Origin of the sequence: Streptomyces sp. NPDC086766 (genome assembly GCF_044746005.1) — a bacterium.
Lineage (GTDB): Bacteria > Actinomycetota > Actinomycetes > Streptomycetales > Streptomycetaceae > Streptomyces.
Genome location: NZ_JBIVBI010000004.1, coordinates 477,783 through 493,101, shown reverse-complemented (window position 1 = coordinate 493,101; position 15,319 = coordinate 477,783). Strand labels below are relative to the sequence as shown.

The 15,319-nt window shown below is 74.2% G+C and carries 15 protein-coding genes and 1 tRNA gene; 8 read left to right on the top strand and 8 right to left on the bottom strand.

The genetic code is table 11. The features are described 5' to 3' along the window. Positions 1-86: 86 nt before the first annotated feature. Positions 87-896 carry a lysophospholipase gene (locus tag ACIPM1_RS10525; RefSeq protein WP_402431736.1) on the bottom strand — a complete coding sequence of 270 codons (810 nt, stop codon included), beginning with the start codon at positions 894-896 and terminating at the stop codon, positions 87-89. Positions 897-1,062: 166 nt separating this feature from the next. Between ACIPM1_RS10525 and ACIPM1_RS10520 the strand changes: the two genes are divergently transcribed. Beyond that, positions 1,063-2,250, top strand: a complete 1,188-nt coding sequence (locus ACIPM1_RS10520; protein ID WP_402431733.1) for a thiolase family protein — start codon at positions 1,063-1,065, stop codon at positions 2,248-2,250. Between the two features lie 159 nt (positions 2,251-2,409). After that, positions 2,410-3,183 (top strand): sulfite exporter TauE/SafE family protein, encoded by a 774-nt coding sequence (locus tag ACIPM1_RS10515; RefSeq protein ID WP_402431730.1) that lies wholly within the window; start codon positions 2,410-2,412, stop codon positions 3,181-3,183. 77 nt (positions 3,184-3,260) lie between these two features. Here ACIPM1_RS10515 and ACIPM1_RS10510 read toward each other — a convergent pair whose 3' ends face one another. Then, entirely contained in the window at positions 3,261-4,055 is a 795-nt protein-coding gene (locus ACIPM1_RS10510; protein WP_402431728.1) for an HAD-IIA family hydrolase, read from the bottom strand. A gap of 24 nt (positions 4,056-4,079) precedes the next feature. Beyond that, positions 4,080-4,241, bottom strand: coding sequence for a hypothetical protein (locus ACIPM1_RS10505; protein WP_402431725.1), 162 nt, complete (start codon positions 4,239-4,241; stop codon positions 4,080-4,082). Positions 4,242-4,356: 115 nt separating this feature from the next. Here ACIPM1_RS10505 and ACIPM1_RS10500 point away from each other — a divergent pair, with 115 nt between their 5' ends. The 4 genes from ACIPM1_RS10500 to ACIPM1_RS10485 all read left to right on the top strand — a co-directional run bounded on the left by ACIPM1_RS10500 (position 4,357) and on the right by ACIPM1_RS10485 (position 7,620). After that, the gene (locus ACIPM1_RS10500; protein WP_402431722.1) at positions 4,357-4,788 is read left to right on the top strand and encodes a hydrolase; all 432 of its coding nucleotides are present in this window, start codon (positions 4,357-4,359) and stop codon (positions 4,786-4,788) included. A 175-nt stretch (positions 4,789-4,963) separates the two neighbouring features. After that, positions 4,964-6,184 (top strand): serine/threonine-protein kinase, encoded by a 1,221-nt coding sequence (locus ACIPM1_RS10495; protein WP_402431719.1) that lies wholly within the window; start codon positions 4,964-4,966, stop codon positions 6,182-6,184. A 165-nt stretch (positions 6,185-6,349) separates the two neighbouring features. Next, positions 6,350-6,808, top strand: a complete 459-nt coding sequence (locus ACIPM1_RS10490; protein ID WP_402431716.1) for an RpiB/LacA/LacB family sugar-phosphate isomerase — start codon at positions 6,350-6,352, stop codon at positions 6,806-6,808. Positions 6,809-6,873: 65 nt separating this feature from the next. Further along, complete coding sequence (locus ACIPM1_RS10485; RefSeq protein WP_402431714.1) at positions 6,874-7,620, top strand: cobalt-precorrin-6A reductase; 747 nt, start codon at positions 6,874-6,876, stop codon at positions 7,618-7,620. Between the two features lie 4 nt (positions 7,621-7,624). On the opposite strand, the gene cobF is transcribed toward ACIPM1_RS10485, so the two are convergent. Next, entirely contained in the window at positions 7,625-8,398 is a 774-nt protein-coding gene (cobF, locus tag ACIPM1_RS10480; RefSeq protein WP_402431711.1) for a precorrin-6A synthase (deacetylating), read from the bottom strand. Between the two features lie 67 nt (positions 8,399-8,465). Further along, positions 8,466-9,038, bottom strand: a complete 573-nt coding sequence (locus ACIPM1_RS10475; protein WP_402431708.1) for a DUF309 domain-containing protein — start codon at positions 9,036-9,038, stop codon at positions 8,466-8,468. A gap of 150 nt (positions 9,039-9,188) precedes the next feature. Here ACIPM1_RS10475 and ACIPM1_RS10470 point away from each other — a divergent pair. After that, positions 9,189-9,262, top strand: a tRNA-Pro gene (locus ACIPM1_RS10470). Between the two features lie 9 nt (positions 9,263-9,271). On the opposite strand, the gene ftsH is transcribed toward ACIPM1_RS10470, so the two are convergent. Beyond that, a complete protein-coding gene (ftsH, locus tag ACIPM1_RS10465) occupies positions 9,272-11,296 on the bottom strand; it encodes an ATP-dependent zinc metalloprotease FtsH (protein WP_402431705.1) in 2,025 nt (674 codons plus the stop codon). Between the two features lie 277 nt (positions 11,297-11,573). On the opposite strand from ftsH, the gene ACIPM1_RS10460 reads away from it, so the two are divergent. Beyond that, complete coding sequence (locus tag ACIPM1_RS10460) at positions 11,574-12,677, top strand: hypothetical protein (RefSeq protein WP_402431702.1); 1,104 nt, start codon at positions 11,574-11,576, stop codon at positions 12,675-12,677. Positions 12,678-12,821: 144 nt separating this feature from the next. Here ACIPM1_RS10460 and ACIPM1_RS10455 read toward each other — a convergent pair whose 3' ends face one another. Next, a complete protein-coding gene (locus tag ACIPM1_RS10455; protein WP_402431700.1) occupies positions 12,822-13,943 on the bottom strand; it encodes an alkaline phosphatase family protein in 1,122 nt (373 codons plus the stop codon). After that, positions 13,940-15,232 carry an alkaline phosphatase family protein gene (locus ACIPM1_RS10450; protein ID WP_402431696.1) on the bottom strand — a complete coding sequence of 431 codons (1,293 nt, stop codon included), beginning with the start codon at positions 15,230-15,232 and terminating at the stop codon, positions 13,940-13,942. The genes ACIPM1_RS10455 and ACIPM1_RS10450 overlap by 4 nt, the downstream gene beginning before the upstream one ends. Positions 15,233-15,319 lie beyond the last annotated feature (87 nt).

Sequence of the window (15,319 nt, the reverse complement as noted above, 5' to 3'; positions counted from 1 at the left end):
ACCGGCGGGCAGCACGGCGCGACCACTCCATGGGGCGGCGGGTGCCCCTGGCGAAACGGGGCAAACACCGCACCGTGCCCTATCGCTCAGCTCCCGAGCGCCCCGTCCAGGAAGGCCGTCAGGTCCGCGAGGACCTCGGCCCGGTTCGTCTCCTGGAACACCTCGTGCCGGGCGCCCGGATAGGTCCTCTCGGTCAGGTGGCCGCCGCTGAGCCGCTCCACGCCGACGCGGCTGCCGGCGAGCGGGACCAGCCGGTCCTCCGTCCCGTGCAGCCACAGCACGGGCAGCGCGCCGACGTCCCCGCCCTCGGCGACGGTCTCCAGGGTCCGGGCGAAGGCCTCCACCGTCGGCCGCTTCATCGGGCCGTGCCAGACCAGCGGATCGGCCGCGTAGGCCGCGCCGACCGCCGGGTCGCGGGAGAGCGCGGCCGGGCTCACCGGCGTGTCGGGGATCTCGTCCAGGGCGAGCAGCCGCTCCGGCAACTCCCAGGCGCCGATGACCGGGCCGGACAGCACGAGCGCGGCGAGCCCGTTGCCGTGCCGCTGGGCGAAGCGGGCCGCGATCAGCCCGCCCATGGAGTGGCCGATCATCACGAGCGGCAGCCCCGGATGCGCGGCGCGGGCCCACCGCGCGACCGCCTCCACGTCGGTCACCACGTCCTCGAAGTCCTCGATCAGCACCCGCTCGCCCGCCGACGTCCCGTGCCCCTGGTGGTCGGGGGCGAACACCGCGGCGCCGTGCTCCACCAGCACCCCGGCCACTTCGGCGTAGCGCCCCGCGTGCTCGCCGTACCCGTGCACCAGCAGGGCGACGTACCGGGGCCCCCGGTGCGGCCACTCGCGTACGGTGAGCCTGCCCCGCGTTCCGCTGAGGACGTGCTCGCGGGTGTCGGCCATGTCGCCTCCAGATACGTGGGTCGGACGCGTGGGTCGGTGGTGCGGGTCGGACGCGCGGGTCGGACAGGTGAACGCGGCTCCGGGGGATCTTCCCAGGGGTCCGGCGCGCGGTCTATAGTCCAAAACTAGCAGTGCTAATTAATTGGGCCGTCCAAGGAGTCCAGCCGTGCGCCCCGTCCACTTCGCGGCCGCCCGCCGCACCCCGATCGGCAAGCTGCGCGGAGCCCTGTCCTCCGTGCGCCCCGACGACCTCGCCGCGTCCGTGATCCGCGCCCTGGTCGACGGCGTACCCGCGCTCGACCCGTCCCGCGTCGACGACGTGTACTGGGGCGCCGCCAACCAGGCGGGCGAGGACAACCGCAATGTCGCCCGCATGGCCGCGCTGCTCGCCGGGCTCCCCGAGTCCGTGCCCGGCGCCACGGTCAACCGGCTGTGCGCCTCGGGTCTGGAGGCCGTCACCACGGCGGCCCGGACCATCGCCGCGGGCGAGGCCGACGTCGTGGTCGCGGGCGGCTCGGAGTCGATGAGCCGCGCGCCCTTCGTGCTGCCCCGCCCCGACGAGGCCCTGCCGCACCGCATCGAGACCGTCGACACCCGCCTCGGCTGGCGCCTGGTGAACCCGGCGATGAAGGACCTGCACGGACTGCTGTCCATGGGCGAGACGGCGGAGGAGGTCGCCGAGCGCTACGGCATCCCCCGCGAGCGCCAGGACGAGTTCGCGCTGCGCAGCCACCAGCGGGCCGCCGAGGCACGCAAGATGGGCCACTTCGACGACGAACTCCTGCCCGTCGAGCGCCCCGACGGCACGCTCGTCGGCGCCGACGAGTGCATCCGCGAGGACACCTCCTACGACCGGCTCGCCCGGCTCAAGCCGGTCTTCCGCGCGGACGGCACGGTCACGGCGGGCAACGCCTCGCCGATGAACGACGGCGCGGCCGGCCTCCTCCTGGTGAGCGAGGAGGCCCTGAACGACCTGGGGCTGGAGTCCCTGGGCCGGTATGTCGCCGGCGCCTCGGCGGGCGTCCACCCCGACGTGATGGGCATCGGGCCGGTCCCCGCCGCCCGCAAGGCGCTCACCCGCGCCGGCTGGCGCGTCGACGACCTCCAGGAGGCCGAGTTCAACGAGGCGTTCGCGGCCCAGGCGCTCGCCTGCGTGGACCAGCTCGGCATCGATCCGGACCTGGTGAACCCCAGCGGCGGCGCCATCGCCCTCGGCCATCCGCTCGGCTGCTCGGGCGCCCGCATCCTCACCACCCTGCTGCACCGGATGCGCCGCACGGGCGCGACCCGCGGCCTGGCCACGATGTGCGTGGGCGTGGGCCAGGGCAGCGCGCTGCTGGTCGAGCGGTCCTAGGCGCCTCGGCGGGGCCCGCCGTGCGGCCGGCACGCCGAGGAGGCGAGCGCGGCCGGGCGTGCCCGCGCCGGGCCCGCGCCCGGCGGCGGCCCGGCGCGGGACCGTACGGCGAGACGGCTCGCCCGGCCCCGGATAGGTGCGCATAGCATCGGTCTCCGCATGAACACGATGACGCTCTGGCACATATCCGGGTGGGGATTCGCGGCGCTCGCCTGCGCGGCCCTGCTCGTCGGCTTCTCCAAGACCGCGGTCAGCGGGGCGAACACGGTGAGCCTCGCCGTCTTCGCGGCCGTGCTGCCCGCCCGCGCCTCCACGGGCGTCCTGCTGCCGGTCCTGATCGCCGGGGACGTGCTGGCGGTCCTCACCTACCGGCGGCACGCCCACTGGCCCACGCTGTGGCGGCTGTTCCCGGCGGTCGCCGTGGGAGTGGTCGCCGGCACGCTGTTCCTGGTGTGGGCCGACGACGGCGTCGTACGGACGTCCATCGGCGCCATCCTGCTGCTGATGGCCGCGGTGACGGTGTGGCGGCGCCGCGCGGCCGGGCGCGAGCGGGAGCCGGACGCGGTCGCCGGCCGGTCCGGCCGCCTCAAGGCCCGCTCCTACGGCGTCCTCGGCGGCTTCACCACGATGGTCGCCAACGCGGGCGGCCCGGTGATGTCGATGTATCTGCTCTCCGCGGGCTTCCGCAAATACGGCTTCCTCGGCACGTCGGCGTACTTCTTCCTCGTCGTCAACGTCTCCAAGGTGCCGTTCAGCGCGGGCCTCGGCCTGATCGACGGCCGCTCGCTGCTCCTCGACGCGGCGCTCGCGGTGTTCGTCGTGCCCGGCGCGCTGCTCGGCACCTGGGCGGTGCACCGGATCAACCAGCGCCTGTTCGAGCGGCTCGTGATCGCGGCGACGGTCGTGGGCGGCGTCCAGCTCCTGCTGCGCTAGCCCGCAGACCCCGCCCCCGGGCCGTACGGCCCCCAGGCCCCGGGACCGGACCGTGCTGCCGGGCGCTCCCCGCGCGGCTACCGCCCCAGCCCCAGCAGCGCGGGCACGTCCGCGAAGGAGTCGACGACGTGGTCGGGGCGCCCGCTCGCGTCCCGCAGGGTCTCCGGCAGGTACTTGCCCGTCCTGACCAGCACCCCCGTCACCCCGGCCCACTGCGCCGCGAGGACGTCCGACTCGACGTCGTCCCCGACCATCACCGTCTCCTCCGCCCGCGCCCCCAGGTGCGCCAGCGCCGCCTCGAAGAAGGCGCGCGCGGGCTTGCCGGTGACCTCCGCCTCGGTGCGGGCGGCCGCCTCCAGCCCCAGCAGGAAGGCCCCGGAGTCGAGTTGGAGTCCCCGGTCGGTGCGCCAGTACAGGTTCCGGTGCATGGCGACCAGCCGCGCCCCCCGCCGCAGGTGCCCGAAGGCGCGGTTCAGCGCCGCGTAGTCGAACTCGGGACCGGCACCGCCGACGACGACGGCGTCCGGCACGGTGGCGGAGTCGGCGGGGTCGAGGACGGTGACACCGGCCAGGTCCTCCGCGATGTCGCCGCTGTTGAGCAGCGAGCAGCGCGCCCCGGGCAGGCGCGCGGCGAGATGGGCGGCGGTGGCCGCGGGGGCGGTGAGGATGTCGCCGGCGGTCACGGGGAAGCCCGCCGCGGCGAGGGTCCCGGCGATCGAGGCACGGGTGCGGGACGTCGTGTTGGTGAGCAGGACGACGCCGAGCCCGGCGTCGCGGACCGCCCGCAGCGCCTCCACCGCGCCGGGCAGCGGACGCCAGGAGACGGTGAGCACCCCGTCGATGTCGATCAGGAGTGAGCGCGCGTATGCCATGAGGGGCCCCGGCGGTCAGCGGCCTCAGGGAAGGCGCACGGGCCGGGAGAACGCCTCCCGCATCCGTTCGAAGCGGTCCAGGTCGGCCCACAGCGCGATACGACGCGGCCGTCCCGCGACCCAGCCCCACGCGCTCGCCCCGGCGGCGGCGACCAGCGGAATGAGCAGCCACGACAGAATGACCACCGTCGTCCTCCTTGTCCGAGCGGATCAGCAGGTAGGACGACCATTACACACATAATCGGCTGCGCTTATCGGTACAAGAAGCGACTCATCATCTTTTCACTCCTCTGGGTAGGTCATGTCCGAGCGACTTCTCGAACGCCTTCCGGCGGCCCTGTGGACCGTCCCCTACGCGGGGTCCCGCTTCCCCGGCTCGCCCGCCGTCGCGGCTCGGCCCGATCCGGCGTCCGGGGCGAACTGCCAGCTCTACGCCTACGCCGTGCTGCGGCACTTCGGCCTGGCCGCGCCCCCGCTCCGGTCGAGCGAGCTGTGGGCCGACACCCGGGACACGGTCCGCGTGCCCCGGCCGCGGCCGCTGGACCTGCTGCTGTTCAACGCCGTGGACGACGCCTACGGCGCCCATGTCGGGGTCTGGGCGGACGAGGACCGCGTCCTGCACCTGTGCGCGGAGGCGGGCCGCCCGGCGGTGTGGACCCCGGCGGACTTCGCCGCGCGGGAGCGCTACCGCGTCCTGGTCGGCGTCAAGCGGGTGACCGCCCGCCCGGCGTAGCCGCCCCGCGATCCGGCGTGGTCCGCGCGGCGTCAAGTGATCGTTAAGATGAGCTCGTTGCCGCGAACCGTGCGCGCCGCCCGGCCATGGCCGGCGGTCCGCGGGCGGCGGACGTCGTGGGTGGGACGTCAGGGTTGTCGTGGGTGGGACTTCGGGGATTGAGGACGGTCTACGGGTGCTGGTGGCGGGTCGTTACCGGTTGCACGCGGTCATCGGGCGGGGCGGCATGGGCGAGGTCTGGCGGGCCCTCGACGAGGTGCTCGGCCGGCCGGTCGCGGTCAAACTGCTGCTGAACGACGGGGCGGACGCCTCGGCGGCGGCCCGGTTCAGGCTGGAGGCGCAGACCTCGGCACGGCTGAACCACCCGAACGTCGTGGGGGTGTTCGACTTCGGCGCCTGGGAGGACCGCTTCTTCCTGGTCATGGAGCTGGTCGAGGGCGACAGCCTGGCCGGGGAACTCACCACCGGCGGGCCGCTCACCCCGGACCGGCTGGCCCAGGTGGCCCAGCACACGGCGGAGGGACTCGCCGCGGCCCACGCGCAGGGCATCGTGCACCGCGACATCAAGCCCGGCAACCTGATGAGCGACCGCGACGGCACCGTCCGGATCGGGGACTTCGGCATCGCGCGCTTCGTGGACGACCACTCGGCCGCGCTCACCTCGACCGGGCAGATCGTCGGCACCGGCCTGTACCTGGCACCCGAGCGGGCCATCGGCACCCCGGCGACCTCCGCCTCCGACCTGTACTCCCTGGGCTGCGTGCTCTACCAACTGGCCGTGGGACGACCGCCGTTCGAGGCGTCCGCCCCGACCGCCCTGCTCTACCAGCACGTCGACTCCGCGCCCGTGCCGCCGCACCAGCGCGGCGCGGTCCTGCCGCCCGCCTTCGAGGCGTACCTGCTGAGCATGCTCGCCAAGCGGCCGGAGGAACGCCCCACCGCACGGCAGGCGGCGGACTGGTTCGGCAGCGGTGCCTGGCGCGGCGCGCCGGAGCCGCTGCCGCCGGAACTGCCGGGCGCGGCCCCCGCACAGCACCGGGACGCCCCGGCCCACTCCGCCCTCGCCGCGGCCGCCCCGGCCCCGGCCGCCCGCGCCACGGCCGCACGGACGCGGGGCGCCCGCGCCGCCACGTCCGCACGGGCGCACGGTGCCCGCGCCGCCGTCTCCGCACCGGCTCCCGGCGCCCGGACCGCCGGCGCGCCGGACCCGGCCGCCCGGGCCGCGGGCCGTACCGATCCGGCCGGTGACGGCGGCTGGAACACCACCGTGCACCGGGTGCCCGCGCGGCGCCCCGGCGTGCGGACGTCGCTGCGCCGCCACCCCCGCGCGGCCGCCCTCGTGGGCGGAGCCGTCCTGTTCGTCTCGGCCCTGCTGGTGGGCATGGCCTGGTTCTAGGCCCGTTCTTCGGTTCCTACCGGGGCGCGGCGCGGCTCGCAGGGCGGCGTCGCCCGGAGCCGCACCGACCCGCACGAACGGCCCTGGGCGGGATGCCGGCGAGCGGACCCGCCCTGCGCCCGGACCGCCTTGGACCGCGGGCCCCCGCTGGGTACGCTCCCCACCATGCGGATCTCCGTCTCCTCGGACATGGACGAACCCGTGGCCCGCGCCCTGGTCGACCGGCTGCGCGAGCGCGGGCACGAGGTGGTGACGCACGGCGCACTGAGCCCCGGGGACGATCCGCAGTGGGCGGCGTGCTCCGCGGCCGCCGCCCGTGACGTCGCCGACGGAACGAGCGACCAGGCCGTCGTGTGCTGCTGGACCGGCACGGGCGCGTCCATCGCCGCGAACAAGGTGCCGGGGGTACGGGCCGCCCTGTGCGCCGACGCCTACACCGCGGACGGCGCGCGCCGCTGGAACGACGCGAACGTCCTTGCGCTCAGCCTGCGCCTGACCTCCGAGCCGCTGCTCGGCGAGATCCTCGACGCCTGGTTCGCCGCCGCGCCGAGCGAGGATGCCGAGGACCGCCGGAACGTGGCCCGCGTCGGACGGCTGGACCGGGACCGCACGGCACCCGCCTGACGGCGGCCCCGCGTGCGGGCACCCGGCTGTGGGGGCGGCGCGGACCGCCTCGTACGCTCGACGCCATGTCCCCGCACGTGCTGGTCCTCGGCGGCACCACCGAGGCCCGCGAACTGGCCGCCGCGCTCGCGGCACGCTCCGGCACGCGGGTGACCACGTCCCTGGCGGGCCGCGTGTCACGGCCGGGAGCACTGGCGGGGGAGGTGCGCGTCGGCGGTTTCGGCGGGGCCGAGGGCCTGGCCGCGTGGCTGCGCGCGCACCGGGTGGACGCCGTCGTCGACGCCACGCACCCCTTCGCCGAGTCGATCACGCGGAACGCGGCGCGGGCCGCGGCCGCGACCGGCGTGCCCCTGGTGGTCCTGCGCCGCCCCGGCTGGCGGCCGGCCCCGGGCGACCGCTGGCATCCGGTCGCCTCGCTCGACGCCGCGGCGGGGCTGCTGCCGCGCCTCGGACGCCGGGTGTTCCTGACCACCGGCCGGATGGGTCTCGCCGCCTTCGCCGGGCTCACCGGCCTGCACTTCGTCGTGCGGTCCGTGGAGCCGCCCGGGCCGCCCCTGCCGCCGGACGTGCGGGTGCTGACGGCCCGGGGGCCGTTCACCGTCTCCGGCGAGACGGAACTGCTGCGCACCCACCGCATCGACGTGCTGGTGACCAAGGACAGCGGGGGAGCGGCGACGGCGGCGAAACTGACGGCGGCTCGGGAGCTGGGGCTGCCGGTCGTCGTCGTGGGGCGGCCGCCGCTGCCGGAGGGGGTGGCCGCAGTGCCGGACGTGGCGGCCGCGCTGGCCCGGCTGGGCCCGCGCACGCCGTGAGGGGCTATCCCCGCCGCGGATTGCGGCGCAGCAGGTAGGTGTCCATGATCCAGCCCTTGCGCTCGCGCGCCTCGGCCCGCAGCCGCTCGATGCGCGGCGCGGCCTCGGCGATCGGGCCGGAGTCGAGGATCTCGTCCGGGGTGCCCAGGTAGGCGCCCCAGTAGATGTCGATGTCCTGGTCGGCGTACTGCCGGAAGGCCTGGTGCGCGTCCAGCATCACCACCACGTCGTCCACCCCCTCCGGGAAGCCCTCGGCGAGCCGCCGCCCGGTGGTGATCTGCACCGGGCGGGCGACCCGGTTGAGCCCGGTGCGGTGCCGGGCCACCAGCGAGGAGACGCTGCTGATGCCGGGCACGACGTCGTAGGCGAAGTCCACGCCGCCCCGCTCCAGCACCTCCTCCAGGATGCCGAGCGTGCTGTCGTAGAGCGACGGATCGCCCCACACCAGGAACGCGCCGCTCTCCTGCTCGCCGAGCTCCTCGGTGATCAGCCGCTCGTAGATGTCGGCCCGGGCACTGCGCCAGTCCCCGACGGCGGGGGAGTAGGCGGCGCCGCCGGCGGTCCGGTCCCGCTCCGGGTCGCGCGCCTCGACCAGGCGGTACGTCCCCTCCGGCAGGTGCGCGTCGAGGATGTCCCGGCGCAGCCGCACGAGGTCCGACTTCGTCTCGCCCTTGTCGAGGACGAAGAACACGTCCGTGCCGCGCAGCGCCCTGACCGCCTGCAGGGTGAGCTGCTCGGGGTCACCCGCGCCGATACCGATGACATGAATCTTTCGCACGCCCCGAGTCTGCCGTACGGCACTCGCGGCGCGGACACCGGTTCCACCCGGCTCCGGAGCGGCCGTCCTACCCCGCCCCAAGGAGCCTGGGCGCCCGCCGCGCCGCGTCCACGACGGGCCCGGCCACCCGCGCCCGCTCCGTGTCCGCCCCTCGCTCCCCGTCCTCCGCCCGCTCCACGTCCGCCGCGAGCTCCCGCGCCCAGGCCGCCAGCCCGGTCAGGTCCATGCCGTAGGGGTCCGGCCGCCCGGTGTCCGCCGCCCACTCCCGCACCGCGTCCGCCCCGCGCCGCAGCAGCCGGGCCCCGCCGGTGGCGTTGCCGCGGGCCGCGTGCGTGAGTCCCACCGCGAGCTGTGCCAGCCCGCGCCACAGACCGCGCTCCGCCCGCGGCCCCGCCTTCCAGGCGTCCTCGAAGACCTCGTGCGCGTGGAAGGGCTTCCCCTCGTCCAGCAGCGCCTGGGCCTCGGCGACGGTCTGCCGCGGGGTGCGCGGCACGCCCTCGGGCTGCCGCGGCACGCCGTCGGCGCCGTACGGCAGCGGCCGCCCGAGCCCGTCCCGGGGCCGCGCGTTGCGCGCCCGGCCCTCGGCGTCCCGGTCGCGCGCGCCGGCCGGCCGTCCGGAGGATGAGGATGTGCTGCCCATACGCCGATTGTGCCCCGTCGCCCCGTCGCCCCGTCGCCCCGTCGCCCCGTGCCGTCGCCCCGCCCGCCTCCGCGCCCCCTTCGGCGCAGCCCCCGGCGTGCGGTAAGGTGACATTCGCGCGATCACGTGGGTCACTCCGTGTGAGCGCGACGGGACGTGGCGCAGCTTGGTAGCGCACTTGACTGGGGGTCAAGGGGTCGCAGGTTCAAATCCTGTCGTCCCGACTTGTGAAGTCACAGGTCAGAGGTCGTGTCGGAGAGTCCTCCGGTGCGGCCTCCCGTTCGTTCCTGGGTTTGTCCTGAAGGTGACGCCGTCGTGACGGCACGGGCGTCATCTCTGCCGTCCGCGTGGCCGCGCTCCTGGCGCAGGACCTCGAGCACGACGGAACCGTCGACGGTCTCCCGGGCGACCAGGTGTCCCGCCAGGTGTTCCAGCGCGGTCCGGTGGCCGCGGAGCAGCGTGATCGCGCGCTGTTCGGCCTGGCGCAGCAGGCGGGCGACCTCCTCGTCGACGATGCGCTGGGTCTGCTCCGAGTACGGCGGCCGGCCGGCCTCCTCGGCGGCCTCACCGAGGAACCGCGGAGCGGCGGAGGCGTAGCCGATGGGTCCCAGTTCGGAGGACAGCCCGAACTCGCGGACCATACGGGTGGCGATCTGGGTGGCGCCGGCCAGGTCGTTGGCGGCTCCCGTCGAACCCTCGCCGAAGACGACGAGTTCGGCCGCGCGGCCGCCCAAACGCACCGCCAGAAGATCGACCAGATAACTCTCACTGTACAAGTGGCGTTCCGCTTCCGGGAGTTGCTCGGTGACGCCGAGGGTGAGGCCGGCCGGCAGGATGGTGACCTTCGCCACCGGGTCGGCGTGCTCGCACAGCGCCGCGACCAGGGCGTGGCCGGCTTCGTGGACGGCGACCGAGCGGCGCTCCTCGGGCAGCAGCGCGTTGGAGGACTCCCGGCGGCCCAGCAGCACACGATCGCGGGCGGCGTCCAGGTCGTGCGGCTCGATCCGGGTGCGGTCGTCGCGTACGGCGTTGATGGCGCCCTCGTTGACCAGGTTGGCGAGATCCGCTCCGGAGAATCCGGGCGTGGCACGGGCCACGGCGTCCAGGTCGACCTCCGGATCCAGGAACTTGTCACGGGTGTGCACGGCGAGGATCGCCGACCGCTCGGCCTGGTTCGGCAGCGGCACGGTGACCTGGCGGTCGAACCGCCCGGGGCGGAGGAGGGCCGGGTCGAGCGCGTCGGGCCGGTTGGTGGCGGCGAGGACGACGATGCCGCTGGACTGGTCGAAGCCGTCCATCTCGGAGAGCAACTGGTTGAGGGTCTGCTCGCGCTCGTCGTTGCCGCCCAGCCGGGCCCCGCCGGCACGCCGTGAGCCCAGGGCGTCGATCTCGTCGATGAAGACGATCGACGGGGCGCGCTTGCGGGCTTCGTCGAACAGGTCGCGCACCCGGGAGGCGCCGACCCCGACGAACATCTCCACGAAGGCGGACCCGGTCACCGACAGGAACGGCACGTCCGCCTCGCCGGCCACCGCCCGCGCGAAGAGCGTCTTGCCGGTACCCGGCGGCCCCACCATGATCACGCCACGGGGCCCCTTGGCGCCCGCGGCGGTGTAGCGGGCGGGATGGCGCAGGAAGTCGACGACCTCGCTGATCTCCTGCTTGACCCCGTCGTACCCGGCGATGTCGTCGAAGCCGGTGGTGGGCCGCTCCGCCTCGATGATCTTCGCGCGGGAGCGCCCGATGGCGCTCAGCCCGCCGGCCATCGTCCCGGCGGCCCGGCGTCCCATCCAGACGAAGAAGCCGACCAGAAGCAGGAAGGGCAGGAACGCGACGAGTACGGACGGCCACGCAGAGCCGCCGCTGCTCTGGCGGGCGGTGATCTCCACGTGGTGCGAGGCGAGCTGCTGCTGGAGCTGCGCCCCGGTGCCCAGCGCGGTGGGGAGCCGGGTGGTGAACCGTGTGCCGTTCTTCAGGGTGCCGCTGATCGCGCCCTTGTCGTCGATGTCGACCGCCCGTACCTGGCTGGCGCCGACCCTGCCGACGAAGTCGCTGTAGGACAGCGCGGTCGCGTGCGGCCCGGTCGGCGTGCGCGACAGCAGCAGGAAGATGCCGACCGTCATCAGGATCCACCAGAGGATCCACCGTCCCCCGATCGGCTGCTGTTGCCGGGACGCAGGGGGCGGCGGTTCCCGCGGCGGCCCGGACTTGGCGGGCGGCGTCAGGTGCCGGTGCGGCATCCGCACTCGTGTGATCACCGGTTCCACGCCCCTCTGTCGGCACGGATCCCCGTCCACCAGCCTCGCCCCGGCACTTCCCGTGGGTCAGGGGTCGAACGGCCCTAATGGGGCCCGTCCGGTCGGAGCCCGGCACCGGCTATCGCTCGGCGCGGAACCGGGCGCCGTCCGCGCCCGCGCGGCCGGGCGGGCGCATCCTGGAGGTGGACGAGCCGCGGCACGCGACCGGACGTGTCTCGATACGGCGGCGTCCCGGGCGTGGTGGCTCGTGGCGCCGGAAGCGCACTCGGGAGTGACCATGAGACTGTCCTTCCTCGAACCCCTGTACAAGCAGCCCGGTCCCTTCGCGTCGGTGTACCTGGACACCTCCCGCGACGCCGCCGTCGAGGACCCCGAAGCCGCCGTGCGACTGCGCTGGCGGCGTCTTCGGGACGATCTGCTGTCCGAGGGAGCGGACCGGGACTCCCTCACCGCGATGGCGGGCACGGTGGGCAGCGACGCGGATGTCCCCGGGACCCACGGTCAGGCCGTGTTCACCGCGCGCGGACGCCTGGCCCTGCTGGACGAGCTGCCCGTCCCGCCCGACCGGAACACGGCGCACTTCGGGACCCTGCCGGACACCATGCCGCTGATCGTCCAGCACGCGCCCGGAATCCCGTACCTCGCGGTCCACGTGCACTACGGCGGCCGTCACTCCACGGACGCGACCGGCACCCTGCGCGTCGAGGCCGAAGCGGGCACGTGGCCGCTGACCAGGGTCACGCCGGGCCGTCGCCTGGACGAGGAGATCCCGGTGGCCGACTGGACGCGTGCCGCGGGAGAGATGGGCCGCGAGCTGGAAGGCCACGCTCGGCGCATCGACGCCGAGACGGTGGTGGTCGCGGGAGACATCTGGGCCCGCGGCATCCTCGTCAACCGGCTTCCTGCCCCCCTGCGCGGGCAGGTCGTCGTCCTCGAGGCCGCCGGTGAGTCCCAGCCGGGGCGGGCACTGCTGGAGCGGCGACTCGAGGAACTCTTCGAAGGCCGCATGGCCGCGCACGACCGGGCGCTCCTGGATTCCTTCCTCGCGGAGCGGGCCCGCGGCGGAGCGTCCGCGGAAGGTCTCGCGGCGGCCGTGTCGGCGCTGCAACGCGGCCGGGTCAAGGCCCTTTTCCTCAACGACCACCCGGAGTCGCCGTTCCGTCTGTGGGTCGGTCCGGAACCCGGCCAAGTAGCCCTCACCGAACAGGAACTGCGCTCCTACGGGGTGAGGGAGGCCCGGGAGGAACGGGCCGACGCGGCTCTGGTCCGCGCCCTGGTCGGCACGAGGGCCGAACTGGTCCTGGTGCCCGAGCGGGAGCTGTGGCTGAGCGAGGGCGTGGGCGTGCTGCTGCGCTACGCCGACCCCGCGTCCCGCGAGTGAACCGCGCTCGTCCCCGACGGCGCGTCCGTGCCGCAGCGTGAGGGTGCGGCAGCGCGCGGTGCGCCGACGGGCCGTCACCGGCCGCGGCGCACCGCGCGTTGCGCCTGTTCCCGGGGCCGGCTTGGAGGCGGACCCGGTGTGCCGTCAGTTCGCGGCGTTGAACACGTCCGTGCCGAACCGGCTGAGGCCCTTCTGCCCGGCGTATCCCAGGTAGGGCAGCTTGAACCGGTCCTCGATGCTGGCGAGCAGCGAGTAGTGGTTGTACGGCGTGCTGCTCCAGGTGCCGCCCTTGGTGAAGGGGGAGAGCACCAGCGCGCCCGTACGGCCGCCGCCGAGGCCGGTGATGCCGGGCAGCGGGGAGTTGGGCGAGGGGCCCTCGCCGCAGCAGGCGCCGGAGTCCTTGTCGGGGCCGTCGGACTCGTCGAAGGTGATCACCAGCATGCCGTCCTTCTTGAAGGCCGGGGACGAGGTGATGGCCGGGACCCACTTCTTCAGCCACTCGTCGGCGGAGGCCAGCCCGCCCGGACGGCCGTCCACGCAGGGGGAGTCGTGGCCGTCGTCGCACAGGTCGGGCGTGATGTAGCTCAGGTCGGGCGTCGTGTCGGCGCTCTGCAGGTCCGTGCCGAGCTGGGACTGGTCGACGACGTGCCGGGCGCAGCTGTCCTGCTGGTCGATGACCGAGTGGAAGTACATGAACGGGTTGTGGCGGGTGGCGTACTGGTCGCCCACCTTCGCCTTCTGCGTGTCGTCCACCGCGCCGACCGCGGGGTGGCGGCACGGGGTGCCCATGTCCTCCATGTAGCCCTTCCAGCTGTGCCCCGAGGAGTCCATCTGGTCGGCCAGCGTCTTCACGCCGGAGGGGTACACGCAGCCCCGGCCGACGGCCTGGCCCGGGTCGGCGGTGCCGGTCTGGACGAACGGCGCGAAGGTCTGGCAGTCGGCCTGGGTGTCCGGGTTGGGGCCCTGCCCGGATATCTGCGCGACGTAGTTGGTCAGGCTGTTGTGGCCGATGCCGTAGTACTGCGACAGCAGCACGCCCTGGGAACGCAGGGTCTTGCTGAGGTACGGCGCCTTGGAGTCGGGGCCCCAGGTCTCGTCGTACCCCTTGTTCTCCAGGTTGATCACGAAGACGTGACCGGGGTTCGCGGCGGGCGCGGCCTCGGCCTGCATCGCCGCGAGCGTGCCGCCGCCGGCCGCGAGGAGGGCGGTGAACGCGGCGACCAGGGTCATGAGGCGGCGGGTGCCGCGACTGAGCCGGTGCTTCATGAGGGGAGCTTCCATCCGAGGGACTGGGCCTTGTCGCGCAGCTTGCGCCACTCCTCGTAGTCGGGTGCCACGGCCGGCGAGCAGGGCTGTCCGACGACGGGGGGCACCGACCACTGCGGGGCGTCGAGGCTGGGCGGGCTGGTGAAGTCGAGCACCTCGGCGATGTTGTTGGCCGCGGCGTCGCGGGGCGTGAGGGAGGGCAGGTTCCAGCGCCACTCCATGGCCTTGAGGACCGAGGTGTGGTCGTAGACGCCGTGCGCGACGTACCCGCGCCTGGCGCGCGGGGAGACCACCAGACAGGGCGTGCGGAAGCCGCGCAGGCCCCAGTCGGGGTGGGCGTCGGGGGCGGTGGAGGGCGCCACGTGGTCGAAGAAGCCGCCCCACTCGTCGTAGTTGATCACCAGCAGGGTCCGCGACCAGGCGGGGCTCTTGGTGACGGCGTGGTACACCTCGTTGAGGAAGTACTGCCCCGCGCGGATGTCGCCGTGCGGGTGGTCGTCGGCGGAGGTGCCGCTGCCCTCGTCGAGGAACTTGGGGTCGACGAAGGAGACCTGGGGCAGGGTGCCGGCGGCGCAGTCGGCGAGGAAGTCCGCGTACGGGTGCGAGATCCCGAGGAGCTCGGTGCCCCACAGCGCGGTGAACGGCACGTCGTGGTAGTAGTACTTGCCCTTCAGGCCCGCGTCGGCGAGGCGGTCCCAGATGGTGGGCAGCGTGGAGGTGTCCGTGGAGTTGTGGATGCGGTCGGTCTGCGCGGCGTGCTGGTAGAAGCGGTTGGGGTACGTCTCGGCCATGATCGCCGAGAAGTAGCGGTCGCAGACCGTCCAGGCGGGGGCGGCCTTGCCGTAGAAGTCGAGGTCCTCGGGCAGGTAGTAGCCGATGGAGAACTCGTCGTTGGTGCCGGCCCGCAGCCAGCCGTCGCAGCGGCCGTCGTTGTACTCGATCCGGCCGCCCTCGTAGCTGTGGTCCGGGTCGTTGTACTGGCAGCCCTGGGCGGTGTCCAGGTGGTGGGTGGCATGGGCGACGCCGTCGCGGTCGGTGTACTTCAGGCCCGACTGCTTGCCGTCTGCGCCCGGGAGCCAGCCCAGGTAGTGGTCGAAGGAACGGTTCTCCATCATCACCACCACGATGTGGTCGATCCCGGAGTCCTCGGGCGCCGGAAGCGAGGACGTCCCCGAGGTGGAGAGCGGGGTCTGACCTGCTTCGGCCAGACCCTCCGTGACGAAAGGGGCGGTCATGGCCGCGGCCGCGCTCGCGGCCCCGACGATCAGTTTCCTGCGGGAGATACTCACGCGCTCCTTGATATCCGCCTCAAGAACTGGACGATTACCATCCGGTTGATGCTTCCGCGGACGTTCACGCCGTGTTCTCCGCGGCCC

Bases quoted from the DNA above. Each gene is read 5' to 3' on its own strand.
- ACIPM1_RS10500 (WP_402431722.1), top strand. From the start codon at position 4,357: ATGTCCGAGCGACTTCTCGAACGCCTTCCGGCGGCCCTGTGGACCGTC.
- ACIPM1_RS10525 (WP_402431736.1), bottom strand. From the start codon at position 896: ATGGCCGACACCCGCGAGCACGTCCTCAGCGGAACGCGGGGCAGGCTC.
- ACIPM1_RS10475 (WP_402431708.1), bottom strand. From the start codon at position 9,038: ATGGGCAGCACATCCTCATCCTCCGGACGGCCGGCCGGCGCGCGCGAC.
- ACIPM1_RS10485 (WP_402431714.1), top strand. From the start codon at position 6,874: ATGTCCCCGCACGTGCTGGTCCTCGGCGGCACCACCGAGGCCCGCGAA.
- ACIPM1_RS10515 (WP_402431730.1), top strand. From the start codon at position 2,410: ATGAACACGATGACGCTCTGGCACATATCCGGGTGGGGATTCGCGGCG.
- ACIPM1_RS10455 (WP_402431700.1), bottom strand. From the start codon at position 13,943: ATGAAGCACCGGCTCAGTCGCGGCACCCGCCGCCTCATGACCCTGGTC.
- ACIPM1_RS10490 (WP_402431716.1), top strand. From the start codon at position 6,350: ATGCGGATCTCCGTCTCCTCGGACATGGACGAACCCGTGGCCCGCGCC.
- ACIPM1_RS10460 (WP_402431702.1), top strand. From the start codon at position 11,574: ATGAGACTGTCCTTCCTCGAACCCCTGTACAAGCAGCCCGGTCCCTTC.
- ACIPM1_RS10510 (WP_402431728.1), bottom strand. From the start codon at position 4,055: ATGGCATACGCGCGCTCACTCCTGATCGACATCGACGGGGTGCTCACC.